The following is a 17702-nucleotide window of genomic DNA, read 5'->3' as shown; positions in this document are numbered from 1 at the left end:
CGCCCCTTCCCTGCGCAACCCGCCTCCAGCGGATTGCCTGAAATCGTGTCATCACCACGTCACGGTGACCTTGACCAGATCCGAATACCGACTGACCTGTGGCACCTGCGCCAGGCGCTCGATTCGCCCATACAGCGGCAACTCCACCGTTCCGGTGTCCGGCACCCGACCGCTGACCGGCACATCCACCACCAGCGGCACCCGCCGCGCCGCGTCCTGATACAGCCGGTAAGGAATCGGTTGGCTCCCCGCCGCCCCCACCATGTAGCGAACCTCGCCGACCCCGCCATGCAGACCGCCGTCGACACGCAGTTGATACGGCGTGTCGGGGTTGCACTCCAGGCGCGGCAAGCGTTGGTTGGTCAGCGCCGCACCCAGTGGCCCGGCCGGATCATCGAGGCGCGCCGCGCTGCCGAAATCCAGTACGCCCAGTTGTTCGATACCCGCCTCGCGCTGCTGGCCGATCAGTTGGCAACCGCGCTGCACATCAACGCGAACCTCGACCTGAAGCTCCGCCGCGTACACCGAGCCCCCAAGCCACCCGAGCAGGGCCACCACCACACGTGTAATCACTGCCTCATTCCTTGTGAGGGAACACCCGGATGACGTTACTGTGTTTCAGGTTAGCAACGGTCGACGAATCCGCCAGTCGATTGGATCCATGGATCTGCCGGGATATGTTTCGAAAGTTTGGCAACACGGCGAATTACATCGCTGAAAAAAGCTATACGCCCCGCACAAAGTTGTTCAGTTATCGCCCACAGTCGACGAACCGCGATGGAAGCTCGGCGCAGCCTCTGGTTACACTACGTCGCCGCGCTCCCGGGCGCCGGTCTGATGAACACGGAGTGACTGCACAGTGCCCTCTCGAGTGCCCAAACGATCGCCACTGGCCCCGCGCTGGTCGGCGTTGCGCCGCTGGTTCGCCAAAGGCAGGCCAGCCAACGCCGGGCATGACGCCATTGCCCGCTCGATCCACGAATACTTCCGGCAAAAGGCCCATGGTCAGGGTTACACCCTCAGCCACAGTCAGCAGCGGGTGATTGATTGCATGGCACAGCAGGCCAGCCTGTTGTTCGGCGCCAGCGCGCAAACGCCGCCGAGCCTGTACCTGCATGGTGCGGTCGGACGCGGCAAGAGCTGGCTGCTCGACGGTTTTTTCCAGGCACTGCCGACCGCGCAGAAGCAGCGTGTGCATTTCCATGCGTTCTTCGCCCGGCTGCATCAAGGCATGTTCGACCATCGCGAACAGGACGATGCCCTCGCCGTCACCCTCGACGAGCTGTTGGACGATTGCCGGGTTCTGTGTTTCGACGAATTTCATGTGCATGACATCGGCGATGCGATGCTCATTACCCGCCTGTTCAAGGCCTTGTTCCAGCGCGGCATTCTGTTGCTGGTAACCTCCAACTATCCGCCGGAAGGCTTGCTGCCCAACCCGCTCTATCACGCGCGTTTCAAACCGGTGATCGATTTGATCAACGCGCGAATGCAGGTCATGGAAGTCGGCGGCCCCCACGATTACCGCAGTCAGGCGAGCAATCATGCGCATCAGTTGTTCACTCAAGGCCACTATGTGTGGCCGGCCACCGCGACCCAGCGCCAGGCCTTGAACCTGCCGCCGCAGGGTGCGCCGGCCATTGCCTTGCCGGTGGGCACCCGGCACTTTCAGGCACGTCTGTGCGAGGGCCGCACCGTCGGCTTCACGTTCAACGATGTGTGTGAGCAAGCGACGGCGGTGATGGATTATCTGGAGCTGTGTCGGCGCTTCGACCGCTGGATCATCGATGATCTGCCGGAACTGGATGAGTGCTCGATCGCCGCGCAACAACGCTTCATCAACCTGATCGACGTGCTCTACGACCAGGACAAACACCTGACTCTGCTCAGCCGCCTGCCACTGCGCGAGGCGCTCGGCGGCAATGCCATCGACCTGGCCCGGACCCGCAGCCGTTTGGGGCAGTTGCAGGAAATCCACTGAGCCCATTGATCACCATTGTGGGAGCGGGCTTGCTCGCGAAAGCGGAGTGTCAGTGACAAATCACTAACTGACAGGACGCCTTCGCGAGCAAGCTCGCTCCCACAGAGGATCAGAGTGTTCTTCAGTGCAAATCCAGCCATTGCCGTTATCATGTCGCCCATTCCGAGCGCTCGGCGCTTCTTTCCCTGGACAGTGAACACCTACATGCACACCCTTGCTCAATTGCGCGCCGGCGAGTTGTCGGGCATTACCCGGCTTGATCTGTCCTGCGGTCTGACCGAGTTTCCCCGCGAGATTTTCGAGCTGGCCGACACGCTGGAGGTACTCAACCTCAGCGGCAATGCCTTGAGCAGCCTGCCCGACGACCTGCATCGCCTGACCCGAATGCGCATTCTGTTCTGCTCGGATAACCACTTCGCCGAGGTACCAGCCTGTGTCGGCCAATGCACGGCGCTGACGATGATCGGCTTCAAGGCCAACCGCATCAGCCACGTGCCGGGCGCAGCACTGCCGCCGCTGCTGCGCTGGTTGATCCTGACCGACAACTGCATCGAAACCCTGCCGACCGAACTGGGGGAGCGTCCTTACCTGCAAAAACTGCTGCTGGCCGGCAATCGCCTGCAAACGCTGCCAACGTCGATGAGCCAATGTCACCGTCTGGAGCTGATCCGCATCGCCGCCAACCGCTTGCGCGAACTGCCGCAATGGTTGCTGACCCTGCCAAGCCTGACCTGGCTGGCCTATGCCGGTAATCCGCTGGAAACCGAAGCCGACGCCGCCGCGCTGGAAGCCACGCCGCTGATCGACTGGTCGGCGCTGCGTCTGGAACAACGCTTGGGCGAAGGCGCTTCGGGGGTGATTTCCCGGGCATTGTGGCAGCGCGCCGACGGCTCGCAGGTGCCGGTCGCAGTGAAGCTCTATAAAGGTGAAATGACCAGCGACGGTTCGCCGCTGCACGAGATGAACGCCTGCATCACCGCCGGCCTGCACCCGAACCTGATTCGCGTGGAGGGTCGCATTCACGATCATCCTGACGGCCAACATGGCCTGGTGATGCAACTGATCGATCCGAGCTTCCGTAACCTCGCGGCATTGCCAAGCCTGGCCAGTTGTTCGCGGGATGTGTATGCCGAGGATTGCCGGTTCAGTGCAGAGGTGGCGTTGAACATTGCCCAAGGCATCGCTTCGGCGGCTGAACACCTGCATCAACAGGGCATCACCCACGGCGATCTCTACGGCCACAACATTCTGTTGAACGATCAGGGCGATTGCTTGCTGGGGGATTTCGGCGCGGCGTCGTTCCATGCCACCACCGACAACCTGGAAACCCGGGCGCTGCAACGCATCGAAGTACGGGCGTTCGGGATTCTGCTCGGGGAATTGCTGGCGCGCATCGACTCAGGGTTGAGCGATGAGCGGCGCGAGCGGCTGCAAGCGCTGGAACAGCGTTGCTGTCAGCCGGATGTGCTGGCGCGACCGGGGTTCAGCGAAGTGATCGAGGTGCTGGAAAAGCTGTAACTGACGCAAATCCTGTGGCGAAGGCACTTGCTCCCGCTGGACGGCAAAGCCGTCCCAAAAACAACGACTGCTGGGCAGCCGAGCGGGAGCAAGCTCCCTCGCCAAAGTTATCTTTGCAACAGATCAGCCCGCCAGACCAACAAACATGTCCTGCACATCGTCATGGTTGTCGAGGCCTTCGAGGAACGCTTCAACTTCAGCCATCTGCTCGGCACTCAGGCCGCTGACCGGGTTCTTCGGCTGGTAGCCGAGTTTGGCCGACAGCACAGTGAAACCTTGCTCAGGCAGGGCCTTCTGTACCGCGTCGAGATCGGTCGGATCGGTCAGGAACAGGGTCGCGCCCTCTTCGCCCGGTTCGAAGTCCTGGGCACCGGCCTCGATCGCGGCCATTTCCGGATCGGCGTCCGGGGTGTCCGGCGCAGCTTCAATCATGCCGACGTGGTTGAAATCCCAGGCCACCGAACCGGAAGCACCCAGTTGGCCCTTACGGAAGGCCACGCGAATTTCTGCGACGGTGCGGTTGATGTTGTCGGTGACGCACTCGACGATCAACGGAACCTGATGCGGCGCGAAACCTTCGTACGTCACGCGGTGGTACTGCACGGTTTCGCCCAGCAGGCCGGCGCCTTTCTTGATGGCGCGGTCCAGGGTTTCCTTGGGCATCGAAGCTTTCTTGGCCTGTTCGACCACCAGACGCAGGTGTGCGTTGGTGGCGGTATCGGCACCGTTGCGGGCAGCGATGGTGATTTCTTTCACCAGTTTGCCGAAGATCTTGCCCTTGGCGTTGGCTGCCGCTTCTTTGTGTTTAACCTTCCACTGTGCGCCCATTACTCACTCTCTTGATCTGTGGCGCCGAGACATCTATTGGCCGACGCGTGGCGCCAAGTTTATACGGCCTAAAGTTGGCAATCGACCAAAAATATTCATTGTTGAATCGACATCTTCACCACACCTTGTAGGGCGATTCTGAAAACCACACTAGCCATGACCATTCGTGCTCGCGTTTTCGTACCCTCTGCCGTCCGTATTGCCCCACAGAGCCCGTACGAATGCTCAATGACAAGGAAAGCCCTTTCACCCTGACCCTGAGTGACGGCCAACTGTGCCTGCCGGTGCTGCGTTTCAGCGGCAAGGAAGCACTGAATCAGCCTTTTCGTTTCGAGATTGACGTGATCGGTCTGGCCCCCGCCCTGCCGCCGGGAAGCCTGCTGCGCCAACCGGCGTTCCTGCGTCTGGGCGTCGATCACGGGATTCATGGCCTGATCCACAGTGTCAGTTGCGAACATCGCGCCAGCCACCGTATCGGTTACCGGCTGACGCTGGTCCCGCATCTGCTGAGTCTGGAGCAGTCGCCGCGGCGCCGGGTCTTCGTGCAAGCGAGTGTGCCGACGATCCTCGCGCAATTGCTCGGCGAACATGAACTGCCGGCGGACAGTTACCGGATCGAGATGAGCGTCGGCCAATACCCACCAAGGGAATTTTGCCTTCAGTTCGAGGAAAGCGACCTGGCCTTCATGCAACGACTGTGTGAGGAGGAAGGCATTCACTATCACTTCGAACATCGCCCGCAGGGGCATGTCGTGGTGTTTGCCGATGACAACCTGAGCCTGCCGCAGGAACCATTGCCCGTGCCGTTTGCCGTGACCGACGACACGCCGTCACCGCGCATCAGCACCCTGCTGCAACGCCATGACGCGACACCGGTCATGGCCGCGCACAGCATTCGCAACCGGGGCCAGGAGATCAGCGCCGCAGACGCGGCCAACCACCCCGTGCCCGCGCTTACACCGTTGAACCTGTCGGGCGAACAGCGCCACGCCGAACAACGCAGCCGTCGCCACCTGCAACGCCAGCGCTGCCAGTCGCGCACGATCCGGGGCTGCTGCGATTGCAGCGCACTGCGCAGCGGCCATCTGTTGCAGATCAGCGGGCACCCGATCAATGCCTTCAACGAACAATGGCTGATCACCGAACTGCACCATCAAGGCCAGCACCCTTCGATTCTTGATCCGACTACGGGTGTGCATCGCTATCAAAACGACTTTACTGCCCTGCCTTGGTCGAGCGATTTCCGCCCGCCTCTGGCACAGCCACGTCCGAACATCGGCGGCTATCACCTGGCGCAAGTGCTGGGATTGCCCGGCCAGCCAGCGCCACTGGACGATCGCGGGCGCATCGGCGTCAGCCTCTGGCCGGCGCAGACCGCTGAGTCTGCATGCCTGTGGCTGCCGATCGCGCTGACCGGCGCCGGCCAACTCGCCGCCCACCAGCTACCCCGCGCCGGCAGTGAGGTGTGGGTGAGCTTCCTCGACAGCGACCCGGATCGACCGATCCTCTGCCTCGCCAACCCGCGGCCCGCGCCACCGCGCGAAACGTCGCCACCGCGCGACAGCAGCCTGTTGCTCGATTGGCTGCTCCATGGCGCCGATCCGTAAGCGCCGCAGAGATTGAAATGAGTACAGCGGCCGGAACCTGGTTGGCTGGGAGGTTGCTATCGCGAGCAGGCTCACTCCTACAGTTGGATTGGGTGCGGGCAGTTGGAGATTGGTCGGCTCGTAGGCCGCCATCGCTGGCAAGCCAGCTCCCACAGAAGAGCTAAAGCCAAGCGCATGCTTTTCACCACTCATGGCCGAGTGTCAGCTCGCCGAAAGCCCTTGATCTTGCCGTGCCGGCCCCTTCGGCAGGCTGAGTGGAGGGGTTTATCCGGGGGTGGGAGCGCAGCGACGTTTGGCGCAGCCAAACACATCGAGAGGAGGTGCAGCGAAGCAAACCGGAGGCGATGCCCCCGGATGAACCCCGCAACGAAGGAACCCGAGCCTAAGCGAGGGCCGTACGCCGGGGCCAAGCCTTTTGCTTACTTTTCGGCGTCTGGAAAAGTGAGTCGCTGTAAGAGCGAAACCATAAGAAGCCGTTACCGCAGAAACGGATATGTACTCGGTAACCCAAAAGAACGCAGCGCTCGCCACCCCCCAATCACCCCTTGTCAGCCTTCCCCGCCGCCGCCGCAAACCTCGCCAACCGCACATCCAGATGCCGCGGCCGCCGCCCATGATCCTCAGCCCGCTCCTTGCGCCGAATCGCATTACGCACCACCAACGACCCCAGATACCGAATCGGCTCCGGCGGAAAATACCCCAACGGCCCATTCACCAATGGCGAACGGGTCCAAGGGTTATCAAGCCCCTGCACCAACGAAGCAAGAATCTGCCCGCCCATATGACACGGCCCGACGCCACTGCCGGAATAACCAAAGCCATAAAACACATTGCCACTGGCACTCATCTGCCCAAAAAACGGCAACCCGGTCACCGAGCGATCCGACGGCCCATTCCACGTCGCATCGACCTTGACCTCGGTAAACGCCGGAAAAAACTCCCCAAGGCTGCGCTTGAGCAAATCCGCATAAGGCGACGGCTGATCGAACACCGGCAACATCCGCCCACCAAAAGCGAAGGTGTTACCCCCCTTGCCAAGCATGATCCGGCCGTCCGGCGTGTTGTGGTAGTAGTGCACGAAAATCCGCGAATCGAGCACCGTGACGCCGCTGGTCAAACCGATGTCCTGCAGCAGATCGGGGCGCGGCTCGGTGATCAGCATGTCGCTGGAAACAATCGCCACGCTACGCTCGAACTGCGGAAACGCGCGGGCCATCCACGCATTCATCGCCAACACCACGCGGTCGGCAATCACCCTGCCGTTAGCGGTATGAATCCGCGCCGGGCGGCCTTCTTCCAGGCCGGTCATCGCAGTGTTTTCATGGATCTTCACGCCCAGTTGCAACGCCACCCGGCGCAGGCCGCGCACCAGTTTGCCCGGTTGCACACTGGCAGCTGCCGGCGAGAACCAGCCCTCCAGATGCTTGCCGGAACCGGCCATGCGCTGCACATCGGCCACCGGGCGCTGGGTGAATGAGTTGATGCCCTGCCCCTCCAGCGCCGCGATCACCGCGTCGGTCGAGCCAACCTGCGCCTTGTTTGTAGCGGTGTACAGCGTGCCGTCGAGGCGGTAATCGGCCTCGACGCCGTACTGTTCGCAGAACGCGCCGATGGCGTGGATGCTGCGCTCGGATTCCTTGACCAGACGTACCGCCTCCTCGACGCCGAACAGCCGCTCGAGGGTGAAATACTTGGCTGACCACGACAACGCACAACCGCCGTTGCGCCCGCTGGCACCGGCGCCGCAGATGTCGGCTTCGATCAGCAGCACATCGAGTTCAGGGTTCTGCTGCTTGAGCATGATCGCCGTCCACAACCCGGTGTAGCCGCCGCCGACGATGCACACGTCGCTGCGCACTTCGCCTTGCAGCGGTGGGCACGTTGCGGATGGATCGGCCTGCAAGGCCTGTTCGAGCCAAAACGGTCGCATGGGATTCTCCATTCAGATGGCCACGACACAGCCTGCCGCGAGCGCCGCAGCAGGCCGCGAGGCAAGGGTTTCAGTTACGCAGGGGTTTGATGGTCAGCGGGCAATTGGGGATGGACGCGCGCGGCTCCATCACCCCGACCGGGCGGCTGTTCCAGTGCGGAATCAGCACCAGCGCCGAGAACAACGCGCAGCCGGCGAAGACGATGAATACCGTCACCGAATCGAAGTAACCCGGCAGCAATCCGCCGAGCACCGCGCCGACCGAGCCGCAGCCGTTGACGAAACCGGCCGCGGTGGCACCGGCCTTGGCCTTGCCGAAGTCGATCGCCGCCGCGCCGCTGATCATCGAGTCCGGCCCGTACAGGGTCAGGCCCATGACAAACAGCAGCGCCACCACCAGCATCACGCTGCCGGTGTGCAACGCGCCCATGAACAGCGCCAACGTCACGGTCAGCGCCAGCAGGCTGAGGACGCAGGCCGGCATGCGCCGGGCGCCGAACAGTTTGTCCGAGGCCAGACCGATCATGATCGGCCCGAGCAACCCGGCCAGTTCGAACGAGGTGGGAATGATCGCCGCGCCGACCTTGCCGACACTGGGCATCTGTTCGAAGACAATCACCGGGCCCCACAGCAGAATCGCGTAGCGCGCCGGTTTCAGCATGAAATACGCCAGGCCCAGCACCAGCACCGTGCGGTTGCGCAGAATTTCCTTCAACGGCTCCCAGACGCTGAGTTTGCTGTTGGCTTCGGTCTCTGCCGCACTCAATTCCGGCTCCGGCTCCACCGCTGGCAAGCCGACGTCTTCCGGTTTGTTGCGCTGGAATATAAAGAACAGCACCGCTACCGCCGCCACTACCGCAGCACTGGAAATGAACGCCGCGTGCCAGGTGCCAATCAGCGTATACGCCCACCAGCCGGCGAACGGCGAGGCCACCAGACCGCCAAACGCGTAGCAGGAACTCCACAGACCGAGTACCCGCCCACGCTGTTCGGCCGGGAAGAAACTGCCGAGGTTCTTGCACAGCCCCGACCAGCCGGTGGATTGCGCCAGGCCCTGAATCAGCATGCAGGTGGCGAAAATCGGCAGCGTGGCGAAGCTGCCCATCACCAGTGCCGCACCCGCGGAAATCAACAGCCCGCCGAGCACCACAACCCTTGGGCCAAAGCGGTCGGCGAGCATGCCCCAGGTGAATTGGCCGATGGCGTAGGCCGCCAGATAGATCGCATCGAGGTTGGCCATGGCCATCTTGTCGAGCATGAACGTCGGGTCTTCGGCGATGCCCAGTTTGGCCACCGAAAACGCTTTGCGGGTGAAATAGAAAGCGGCGTACGCGAGCCAGGTGATAGCGAAAATCTGCATGCGCCAACGCGCAATGGTGCCGATGTGCTTGTTCATTGTGGTTCTGACCTCAGGGTGTGAGTGTGCCGGCAGAATCGTTAAGTAAACGCCTGTGTTTTTTATTGTTGAGCACTGCGCCAGCGCCCATCCCTGATGGCGATAGCGGTCAGATGAGTCCTGTTGTTGCACGCACAGGCTCATCGCCAACCCTGCTGTCCGAACAGACAGGCAGCGATGGCGTGAGCGGATCAAAGCAATTACTGTTTAATAAATAAAATCGATTTATCGTATTTCACACATAAGCTCAGCTTGTTACTGGAGGCTGCATGTCGGTGTCCCACGCCCAGCTCAAAGCCTTTCACGCCGTGGCTGTCCACGGAAGCTTCACCAAAGCCGCCGAACGGCTTTTTCTCACACAACCGGCGATTTCCGACCAGGTGCGCAAACTCGAGGAACGCTTTGGCGTGTTGCTGTTTCACCGCAACAAGCGTTCGGTGCGCCTGACCGATCTCGGTGAGCGTCTGCTGGCGATTACCCAACGGCTGTTTGTGATTGAGGCTGAAGCACAGGAGTTGCTGCAGGATTCCCGGGCCTTGCAAACCGGCAGCCTGATTCTGGCAGTGGATGCGCCGGTGCATGTGCTGCCGCAGATCGCGCGATTTTGCGAGCGCTACCCGGGGATCAGCGTGAAGATCGAAACCGGCAACACCGATGAATCGCTGTTTCGCCTGTTCAACTATCAGGCCGATCTGGCGCTGCTCGGGCGCGATGTCACTGATGAGCGCCTGCTGTGCGTGCCACTGCGCAACGACCCGATGGTGGCGTTCGTTTCGCGCCATCACCCGTGGGCCGAGCGTGAGTCGATCTGCCTGGCCGATCTCGACGACACGCCGCTGGTGCTGCGCGAACACGGCTCGGTGACCCGGCAGACCCTGGAAGAAGAAATGGCCCGCGCCGGGTTCCGTATTCGCCCGGCGATTCAGGTCGAGGGCCGGGAAGCCGCGCGTGAGGCGGTGGTGGTGGGAATTGGTGTGGGGGTGGTGTCGGCGGCGGAGTTTGGCGCGGATTCGCGGGTGTGTGCGTTGCCGATTACCGATTGCACCCGGCGGTTGACTGAGACGCTGGTGTGCTTGCGTGAGCAGAGTTCGCGGCGGGTGGTGGCGACGTTTCTCGATATGGTGCGCGAGAGCCTTGCGTAAACAGGCCTGGCCCCTTCGCGAGCAAGCTCGCTCCCACAGGGTCCTCGGTCGTTCACACATTATGTACACGCCACAATACCTGTGGGAGCGAGCTTGCTCGCGAATGACGCGCCGCGAATTGTCAGACTGTCGTCAGGCCGAAGAACGCCTGAATCAAGCGCAACTCCCGCCGCCGCTCCATACACCCGATCATGTGCCGATTGACCAACCCGTCCCCGACAATCGGAATCGCCACCACCCGCGGGTCATGGCTGACTTCCACCGAAGACACCACACCCACCCCCAGCTCCGCCGCCACCGCTTCGGTCACCGCCTCGCGACTGTCGAGCTCCAGCAACACTCGCGGATGCACCGCCGCCTGCATGCAGGCCTGATCAAAGGTGCGCCGGGTGATCGAACTCGGCTCGCGCAGCACCATGATCACCTGATCCAGCTCCTTGAGCTTTACTTCGCCGGCACGCTGCGCCCACGCATGCCCGGCGGGCACCAGCGCACAGATCCGCGATTCGCTCAAGGCTTGCAGGTGCAGGCCCTTGCGCGGTTCGACCTCAGTCAACACTGCCACGTCCGCATGCTCGGATAGCAGCGCGGCGAGGGTTTCCTGCGCATTGCCCAGGCGCAGATTCACCGTGATCCCCGGATAACGTGCGCGCAGGCTGGCGAGCATCGGCATGACCATGTGCGGACCGTCCGCCGCCACCTCCAGACGCCCGGTGAGCAACTGACGGTTGGCCTCAAGCATGGTCTGCGCTTCTTCGGCCAGACCGAACATGGCGCGGGTGATCGCCGCCAGTTTGGTGCCCTCCTCGGTCAGCTCCACCCGGCGTGCCGTACGGCGCAACAAGGTGATCTGGTAGTGCTCCTCCAGCGCTTTGATATGCCCGGTGACCGCCGGCTGACTGATAAACAAGCGCGCAGCGGCGCGAGTGAAGCTGCCTTCCCGGGCCACGGCGTCGAAGGCACGCAGCTGGAACAGATTCATGAATAACCCTCACTGATGGCTGGCATAACAACAAACAATTTGATTGATGCAACGCCGAATTGCAACGTATGCCCCGTAGCTTCATCCCACAGCGCTTTCGCGAGGACATACGAATGAGTACTGCCGCCCCCATCCTGCTCACTCCCGGCCCGTTGACCACCTCGGCGCGCACCCGCCAGGCAATGATGGTCGACTGGGGGTCATGGGATGACCGCTTCAATCAACTGACCGCCAGCCTCTGCGAACAACTGCTGGCGATCCTCAACGGCGCCGCCACTCACCACTGCGTGCCGTTGCAGGGCAGCGGCACCTTCGCCGTCGAAGCTGCCATCGGTACCCTGGTGCCGCGTGACGGTAAAGTCCTGGTGCTGATCAACGGCGCCTACGGCAAGCGTCTGGCGAAGATCTGCGAAGTGCTCGGCCGCTCGTTCAGCACCTTTGAGACTGCCGAAGACGAACCGACTACCGCCGCCGACGTCGATCGTCTGCTGCGCGCCGACGGCGACATCACCCATGTTGCGCTGATTCACTGCGAAACCAGCACCGGCATCCTCAACCCGTTGCCGGAGATCGCTGACGTCGTTGCGCAACACGGCAAGCGCTTGATCATCGACGCCATGAGCTCGTTCGGCGCACTGCCGGTGGACGCGCAAAGAGTGCCGTTCGACGCGCTGATCGCCGCTTCCGGCAAGTGTCTGGAGGGCGTGCCGGGGATGGGTTTCGTCTTTGCTCGCAAAGAATCGCTGGCTGCCGCCGCTGGCAATTCGCACTCGCTGGCGATGGACCTGTACGACCAGCACAGCTACATGCAGAAGACCGGTCAGTGGCGCTTCACCCCGCCGACCCATGTGGTCGCGGCGCTGCACGAAGCGCTGCTGCAATACAACGAAGAAGGTGGCCTCCCCGCTCGCCATGCGCGCTACGCCGCCAACTGCCAGGCGCTGATGGAAGAGATGGGCAAGCTCGGGCTGCGCAGCTTTCTGCCGGCGGCGATCCAGGCGCCGATCATCGCCACCTTCCATGCCCCGAAGGACCCGCGCTACCAGTTCAAGGACTTCTACGAACGGGTCAAGGCCAAGGGTTACATCCTCTACCCCGGCAAGCTGACCCAGGTCGAAACCTTCCGCGTCGGCTGCATCGGCCACGTCAGCCCGGACGAAATGCGCCAGGCCGTCGCGGCAGTGGGTGAAGTGCTGCGCGAGATGGAAGTGCTCGAGATCTGAACTGCACCCTAATCCCCCTGTGGGAGCGGGCTTGCTCGCGAAAGCGGTTGAACATTCAACGTTAATGTCGACTGACACAACGCCTTCGCGAGCAAGCCCGCTCCCACAGTTTTGAACCGTATTGCCAACTCAGGAATTGATTGCCATGAACTACACCAACCCAAGCAAACTGCAAGCCGCCATCCTCGACTGGGCCGGGACCGTGGTCGATTTCGGCTCGTTCGCGCCAACGCAGATCTTCGTCGAAGCCTTCGCCGAATTCGATGTGCAGGTGTCCATCGAAGAGGCGCGTGGCCCGATGGGCATGGGCAAGTGGGACCACATCCGCACCCTGTGCGATCAGCCGCAAGTGGCCGAGCGTTATCGCAAAGCGTTCGGCCGCACCCCGACCGATGACGACGTCACCGCCATCTACAACCGCTTTATGCCATTGCAGATCGAAAAGATCGCCGAACACTCGGCGCTGATTCCCGGCGCACTGGAAACCATCGCCAACCTGCGCCAGCAAGGGATCAAGATCGGCTCCTGCTCCGGCTACCCGAAACAGGTGATGGACAAGGTCGTGGCGCTGGCCGCCAGCAACGGCTACGTCGCCGATCACGTGGTTGCCACCGACGAAGTGCCAAATGGCCGTCCGTGGCCGGCTCAGGCCCTGGCCAACGTGATCGCCCTGGGCATCGACGACGTCGGCGCCTGCGTGAAGATCGATGACACCGTGCCGGGCATCCTCGAAGGCCGTCGCGCCGGGATGTGGACTGTGGCGCTGATCTGCTCGGGCAACGCGCTGGGCCTGGATTACGCCGGCTACCGTGCACTGGGCAGTGATGAACTGGCCAGCGAACGCAAACGCATCCACGCGCTGTTCGCCGATTCGCGTCCGCACTACATGATCGACACCATCAGCGACTTGCCGGAGGTGATTGCCGATATCAACAAGCGCCTGGCCAACGGTGAAATGCCACAATCGAGCTGATCGCCGCTGCGTTAAAAGAAAAAACGCCAGTGTCTTCGTGACACTGGCGTTTTTTTATGAAAAAGCAGCACAACACCTGATTCAGCGCATTAAAAGACCGATCAGCATCAGGCAAATCCGTCAAAGCGGATTACAGTTAAAGCATGCCGTCGCACAAGAACGGCACGCAGCGACCCTGATCCGTGAGGAAATACCGTATGCCGTGGACAAGTTCCGAATCCCGCTACAGCACCGTGTCCGTGCTGCTGCACTGGCTGATGCTGGTCCTGTTGATCCTGGTGTATGCCAGCATGGAGTTGCGCGGGATCTTTCCCAAGGGCAGTGGCGGCCGCTCGCTGATTCGCGAAGTGCATTACATGCTCGGCCTGACCGTGTTCGTGCTGGTGTGGTTTCGTCTGGTGGCCCGCAGCATCGGCCCGGCACCGAAAATCTTCCCGGCGTCCCCCCAATGGCAGACCTTGCTGGCGCGGGTGATGCACTGGCTGTTGTACCTGTTCATGATCAGCATGCCGATCCTCGGCTGGCTGATCACCAGCGCCGAGGGGCATCAGGTGATGTTCTACGGCTTCGATCTGCCACTGCTGGTCAATGAAGACAAGGCTTTCGCCAAGCAGGTGGAACACTGGCACGTGTTGATCGGCAACATCGGCTACTGGCTGATCGGCCTGCATGCGCTGGCGGGGCTGTATCACCATTATGTGGTCGGCGATAACACCCTGTTGCGGATGATGCCCAAGCGCAATTGAACATTGGTTCAGTGACATGCCCTGTGGCGAGGGAGCTTGCTCCCGCTGGGCTGCGCAGCAGACCCAAATTCTGAAAATGCGGACATTCCGGCAGAGCGATGTCGCTGGACTTGCGACGGCTGCGCCGCCGAGCGGGAGCAAGCTCCCTCGCCACATAAGTTCAACTGCAGGAACTGAATCCGCGGCGCCCCTGCAAGCCGCCGGTATGCACGAAGATCAGCCGCGTGCCGTGCTCGAATCTGCCCGCTTCAACCTGCTGCTTCAGCGCCAATAACGCCTTGCCGGTGTACAGCGGCTCCAGCGGAACGCCACTACTGCGCTCAGTGCTCTCGATGAATTCAAGCAACTGTGCATCAACCTTGGCAAAACCACCCCGGCTCGCGTCGAACAGCGCGTAGTCCACCGCAACCCGCCCCGCCTCCTGAATAATCGCCTCAACCTGCGGTGCCACGCCATGATCCTCCGGCACCGCCAGCGCACCGTAAACCGGATGTTCTCCCGCCTCGGCGAGCACCAGCCCTGCCAACGTCGTCCCGGTGCCGCAGGCCAGCCACCAGCCGTGATAATCGCTCCAGCCCAATCCGGCCAATTGCGCGTTGACCTGCGCCTTCAGCGCCGCACAACCGAGCGCCCCGGGCAATCCGCCGCCGCCCTCCGGCACCGCATGAAAGTCCGGATACTGTGTCTGCCACGGCTGCCAGAACCCCGGCGCATGCCGCGCCCGATAGCCGCCAAACCCCAGCCAGTGCAGTTGCATGCCGAACGCCTGCAAATCCACAACCGTGGGCGTCTGCTGCGGATGCCCACGCAACAGGCCGACGGTTTTGAAGCCCAGACGTTTGCCCGCCGCTGCGAGCGCATGCAGATGATTGGAATGTGCGCCACCAAGACTGATGATGCCTCGCGCCCCGGCGCGATCGGCGGCCTTGAGGTGCTCAACGAGTTTGAACCACTTGTTGCCACTGATCAGCGGGTCGATCCGGTCCAGACGCAGGATGGCGACCTCGATACCGGCGGTGCTGAGCCAGTCGAGCTGAAGCCGTTCGAGGGGGGCTTGGGGTAGCCAGTTGGCGGGAGGAAGAAGCATGGCCGAATGATCATTCTGGACTGAGCCGGCATTCTAATCGCTCACAGGACGCCATCGCGAGCAGGCTCACTCCTACAGGATCCGCGCCATCCATAAACTCTGCGAACACCACAGATCTACTGTGGGAGCGGGCTTGCTCGCGAAGGCGTCGTGTCAGTCGACATGTGTATTGGCTGACACTCCGCTTTCGCGAGCAAGCCCGCTCCCACATTGGAGATTTGTGGGGCTTACAGTTCAGCAGCCAGACGCGAACCCTGATTGATCGCGCGCTTGGCATCCAGCTCCGCCGCCACATCGGCGCCGCCGATCAGGTGCACGTTCTGCCCCGCCGCCACCAGACCGTCCTGCAGCTCACGCAGCGGATCCTGGCCGGCGCAGATCACGATGTTGTCCACCGCCAGCACTTGCGGCTCGCCGGTTTCGCCGATACGGATGTGCAGGCCTTCGTCGTCGATCTTCAGGTATTCGACGCTGTTGAGCATCTGCACCTGCTTGTTCTTCAGGCCAGTGCGGTGAATCCAGCCGGTGGTCTTGCCCAGACCGTCGCCGACCTTGGTTTTCTTGCGCTGCAACAGGAACACTTCACGGGCCGGTGCATGCGGCGCCGCTTTGATCCCGGCCACGCCACCACGGGCTTCCAGATTCGTGTCGATGCCCCACTCCTTCCAGAACGCGGTGCGATCCAGACTGGTGGCCACGCCTTGGTGCACAAGGAATTCCGAGACGTCGAAACCGATACCGCCCGCACCGATCACCGCCACGCGTTTGCCCACCGGTTTGCGCTCGAGGATCACGTCCAGGTAGCTCAGCACCTTGGCATTTTCGACACCCGGAATCGCCGGCACTCGCGGCGCAATGCCGGTGGCGAGGATGATTTCGTCGTAACCGCCCTCGACCAGTTTCGCCACGTCAACGCGAGTGTTCAGGCACACCTCGACATGGGTGGTCTGCAGCTTGCGCTTGAAGTAGCGCAGGGTTTCGAAGAACTCTTCCTTGCCCGGCACACGCTTGGCGATGTTGAACTGGCCACCGATTTCGCTGGCCGAATCAAACAACGTCACCTGATGCCCGCGCTCGGCGGCCACGGTCGCGGCGGACAGACCGGCAGGGCCGGCACCGACCACCGCGATCTTCTTGATCTGCTGCACCGGCAGGTAGTTGAGTTCGGTTTCGTGGCAGGCACGCGGGTTGACCAGGCAACTGGTGAGTTTGCCGCCGAAGGTGTGATCGAGGCACGCCTGGTTGCAACCGATGCAGGTGTTGATTTCATCGGCGCGGCCTTCCGCGGCCTTGTTGACGAAGTCCGGATCGGCGAGGAACGGCCGGGCCATCGAGACCATGTCGGCGTCACCTTCAGCAAGGATCTGCTCGGCGATTTCCGGGGTGTTGATGCGGTTGGTGGTAATCAGCGGAATGCTCACCGAACCACGCAGTTTGGCGGTGACCTTGCTGAACGCGGCGCGCGGCACTTTGGTGGCGATGGTCGGAATGCGTGCTTCGTGCCAGCCGATGCCGGTGTTGATGATGGTCGCGCCGGCCTGCTCGATGGCTTTGGCCAGGGTCACGATTTCTTCCCAACTGCTGCCGCCCTCGACCAGATCGAGCATCGACAGGCGGAAAATGATGATGAAGTTCGGGCCCACCGCTTCACGTACACGACGGACGATTTCCACCGGCAGGCGCATGCGGTTTTCGTAGCTGCCACCCCAGCGGTCGGTACGGTGGTTGGTGTGCGCGGCGAGGAACTGGTTAATGAAATAACCTTCCGAGCCCATGATTTCCACGCCGTCGTACTCGGCGCTCTGCGCCAGTACCGAACAGGTGACGAAATCGCTGATCTGTTTCTCGATGCCTTCCTCGTCCAGCTCTTTGGGCTTGAACGGGTTGATCGGTGCCTGAATCGCACTCGGCGCGACCTGTTTCGGGCTGTAGGCATAACGCCCGGCGTGGAGGATCTGCATGCAGATCTTGCCGCCCGCCTCATGCACCGCGCGGGTCACGATGCGGTGCTTGAGCGCTTCTTCCTCGGTGGTCAGTTTGGCTGCGCCGGAGTACACGCCGCCCTCATCGTTCGGGCCGATACCGCCGGTGACCATCAGGCCGACACCACCCCGGGCGCGCTCGGCGAAGTACGCCGCCATGCGTTCGAAGCCGCCCGGTTTTTCTTCGAGGCCAGTGTGCATCGAACCCATCAGGGTGCGGTTGCGCAGCGTGGTGAATCCCAGGTCCAGCGGGGCCAACAGGTGCGGGTAATGGGCGGTCATCGGTAACTCCACAACGAGCGATCAC

14 protein-coding genes are annotated in these 17702 nt (G+C 62.1%); 7 read left to right on the top strand and 7 right to left on the bottom strand.

What is annotated here, in order from left to right; all coding sequences use genetic code 11:
• Positions 1-51: 51 nt before the first annotated feature.
• Positions 52-573, bottom strand: a complete 522-nt coding sequence (locus tag M0814_RS05775; RefSeq protein ID WP_103486224.1) for a spore coat U domain-containing protein — start codon at positions 571-573, stop codon at positions 52-54.
• 286 nt (positions 574-859) lie between these two features.
• On the opposite strand from M0814_RS05775, the gene zapE reads away from it, so the two are divergent.
• Positions 860-1981, top strand: coding sequence for a cell division protein ZapE (zapE, locus tag M0814_RS05770; protein WP_103486225.1), 1122 nt, complete (start codon positions 860-862; stop codon positions 1979-1981).
• A 204-nt stretch (positions 1982-2185) separates the two neighbouring features.
• Positions 2186-3499, top strand: a complete 1314-nt coding sequence (locus M0814_RS05765) for a protein kinase (protein WP_103486226.1) — start codon at positions 2186-2188, stop codon at positions 3497-3499.
• Between the two features lie 123 nt (positions 3500-3622).
• Here the strand turns inward: M0814_RS05765 and M0814_RS05760 are convergent, their stop codons facing one another.
• A complete protein-coding gene (locus M0814_RS05760; protein WP_003223660.1) occupies positions 3623-4327 on the bottom strand; it encodes a YebC/PmpR family DNA-binding transcriptional regulator in 705 nt (234 codons plus the stop codon).
• Positions 4328-4548: 221 nt separating this feature from the next.
• On the opposite strand from M0814_RS05760, the gene tssI reads away from it, so the two are divergent.
• On the top strand, positions 4549-5934 hold the full coding sequence (gene tssI / locus M0814_RS05755; protein WP_103486227.1) for a type VI secretion system tip protein TssI/VgrG: 1386 nt from the start codon (positions 4549-4551) through the stop codon (positions 5932-5934).
• A gap of 538 nt (positions 5935-6472) precedes the next feature.
• On the opposite strand, the gene M0814_RS05750 is transcribed toward tssI, so the two are convergent.
• Positions 6473-7864, bottom strand: a complete 1392-nt coding sequence (locus tag M0814_RS05750; RefSeq protein WP_103486582.1) for an FAD-dependent oxidoreductase — start codon at positions 7862-7864, stop codon at positions 6473-6475.
• A gap of 70 nt (positions 7865-7934) precedes the next feature.
• Entirely contained in the window at positions 7935-9260 is a 1326-nt protein-coding gene (locus tag M0814_RS05745; protein ID WP_103486581.1) for an MFS transporter, read from the bottom strand.
• A 269-nt stretch (positions 9261-9529) separates the two neighbouring features.
• On the opposite strand from M0814_RS05745, the gene M0814_RS05740 reads away from it, so the two are divergent.
• Entirely contained in the window at positions 9530-10402 is an 873-nt protein-coding gene (locus M0814_RS05740; protein ID WP_103486580.1) for a LysR family transcriptional regulator, read from the top strand.
• A gap of 121 nt (positions 10403-10523) precedes the next feature.
• Here the strand turns inward: M0814_RS05740 and M0814_RS05735 are convergent, their stop codons facing one another.
• Positions 10524-11384, bottom strand: coding sequence for a LysR substrate-binding domain-containing protein (locus M0814_RS05735; protein WP_103486579.1), 861 nt, complete (start codon positions 11382-11384; stop codon positions 10524-10526).
• Between the two features lie 113 nt (positions 11385-11497).
• Between M0814_RS05735 and M0814_RS05730 the strand changes: the two genes are divergently transcribed.
• From M0814_RS05730 to M0814_RS05720, 3 genes are all read left to right on the top strand, one after another.
• The gene (locus tag M0814_RS05730) at positions 11498-12607 is read left to right on the top strand and encodes a 2-aminoethylphosphonate--pyruvate transaminase (RefSeq protein ID WP_103486578.1); all 1110 of its coding nucleotides are present in this window, start codon (positions 11498-11500) and stop codon (positions 12605-12607) included.
• 145 nt (positions 12608-12752) lie between these two features.
• Positions 12753-13580, top strand: coding sequence for a phosphonoacetaldehyde hydrolase (gene phnX, locus M0814_RS05725; RefSeq protein WP_103486577.1), 828 nt, complete (start codon positions 12753-12755; stop codon positions 13578-13580).
• A 197-nt stretch (positions 13581-13777) separates the two neighbouring features.
• Entirely contained in the window at positions 13778-14326 is a 549-nt protein-coding gene (locus M0814_RS05720; RefSeq protein WP_103486576.1) for a cytochrome b, read from the top strand.
• A 160-nt stretch (positions 14327-14486) separates the two neighbouring features.
• Here the strand turns inward: M0814_RS05720 and M0814_RS05715 are convergent, their stop codons facing one another.
• Together M0814_RS05715 and M0814_RS05710 are read right to left on the bottom strand one after the other, a co-directional pair.
• The gene (locus M0814_RS05715) at positions 14487-15413 is read right to left on the bottom strand and encodes a pyridoxal-phosphate dependent enzyme (protein ID WP_103486575.1); all 927 of its coding nucleotides are present in this window, start codon (positions 15411-15413) and stop codon (positions 14487-14489) included.
• Between the two features lie 227 nt (positions 15414-15640).
• Complete coding sequence (locus M0814_RS05710) at positions 15641-17677, bottom strand: NADPH-dependent 2,4-dienoyl-CoA reductase (protein ID WP_103486574.1); 2037 nt, start codon at positions 17675-17677, stop codon at positions 15641-15643.
• Positions 17678-17702 lie beyond the last annotated feature (25 nt).

Origin of the sequence: Pseudomonas sp. MWU12-2020, assembly GCF_023100605.1 — a bacterium.
GTDB lineage: Bacteria > Pseudomonadota > Gammaproteobacteria > Pseudomonadales > Pseudomonadaceae > Aquipseudomonas > Aquipseudomonas fluorescens_H.
This window is presented reverse-complemented; position numbering and strand designations above follow the sequence as displayed.

Bases quoted from the DNA above. Each gene is read 5' to 3' on its own strand.
- M0814_RS05715 (WP_103486575.1), bottom strand. From the start codon at position 15,413: ATGCTTCTTCCTCCCGCCAACTGGCTACCCCAAGCCCCCCTCGAACGG.
- M0814_RS05750 (WP_103486582.1), bottom strand. From the start codon at position 7,864: ATGCGACCGTTTTGGCTCGAACAGGCCTTGCAGGCCGATCCATCCGCA.
- M0814_RS05720 (WP_103486576.1), top strand. From the start codon at position 13,778: ATGCCGTGGACAAGTTCCGAATCCCGCTACAGCACCGTGTCCGTGCTG.
- tssI (WP_103486227.1), top strand. From the start codon at position 4,549: ATGCTCAATGACAAGGAAAGCCCTTTCACCCTGACCCTGAGTGACGGC.
- M0814_RS05745 (WP_103486581.1), bottom strand. From the start codon at position 9,260: ATGAACAAGCACATCGGCACCATTGCGCGTTGGCGCATGCAGATTTTC.
- M0814_RS05760 (WP_003223660.1), bottom strand. From the start codon at position 4,327: ATGGGCGCACAGTGGAAGGTTAAACACAAAGAAGCGGCAGCCAACGCC.
- M0814_RS05740 (WP_103486580.1), top strand. From the start codon at position 9,530: ATGTCGGTGTCCCACGCCCAGCTCAAAGCCTTTCACGCCGTGGCTGTC.
- phnX (WP_103486577.1), top strand. From the start codon at position 12,753: ATGAACTACACCAACCCAAGCAAACTGCAAGCCGCCATCCTCGACTGG.
- M0814_RS05735 (WP_103486579.1), bottom strand. From the start codon at position 11,384: ATGAATCTGTTCCAGCTGCGTGCCTTCGACGCCGTGGCCCGGGAAGGC.
- M0814_RS05710 (WP_103486574.1), bottom strand. From the start codon at position 17,677: ATGACCGCCCATTACCCGCACCTGTTGGCCCCGCTGGACCTGGGATTC.
- M0814_RS05730 (WP_103486578.1), top strand. From the start codon at position 11,498: ATGAGTACTGCCGCCCCCATCCTGCTCACTCCCGGCCCGTTGACCACC.
- M0814_RS05765 (WP_103486226.1), top strand. From the start codon at position 2,186: ATGCACACCCTTGCTCAATTGCGCGCCGGCGAGTTGTCGGGCATTACC.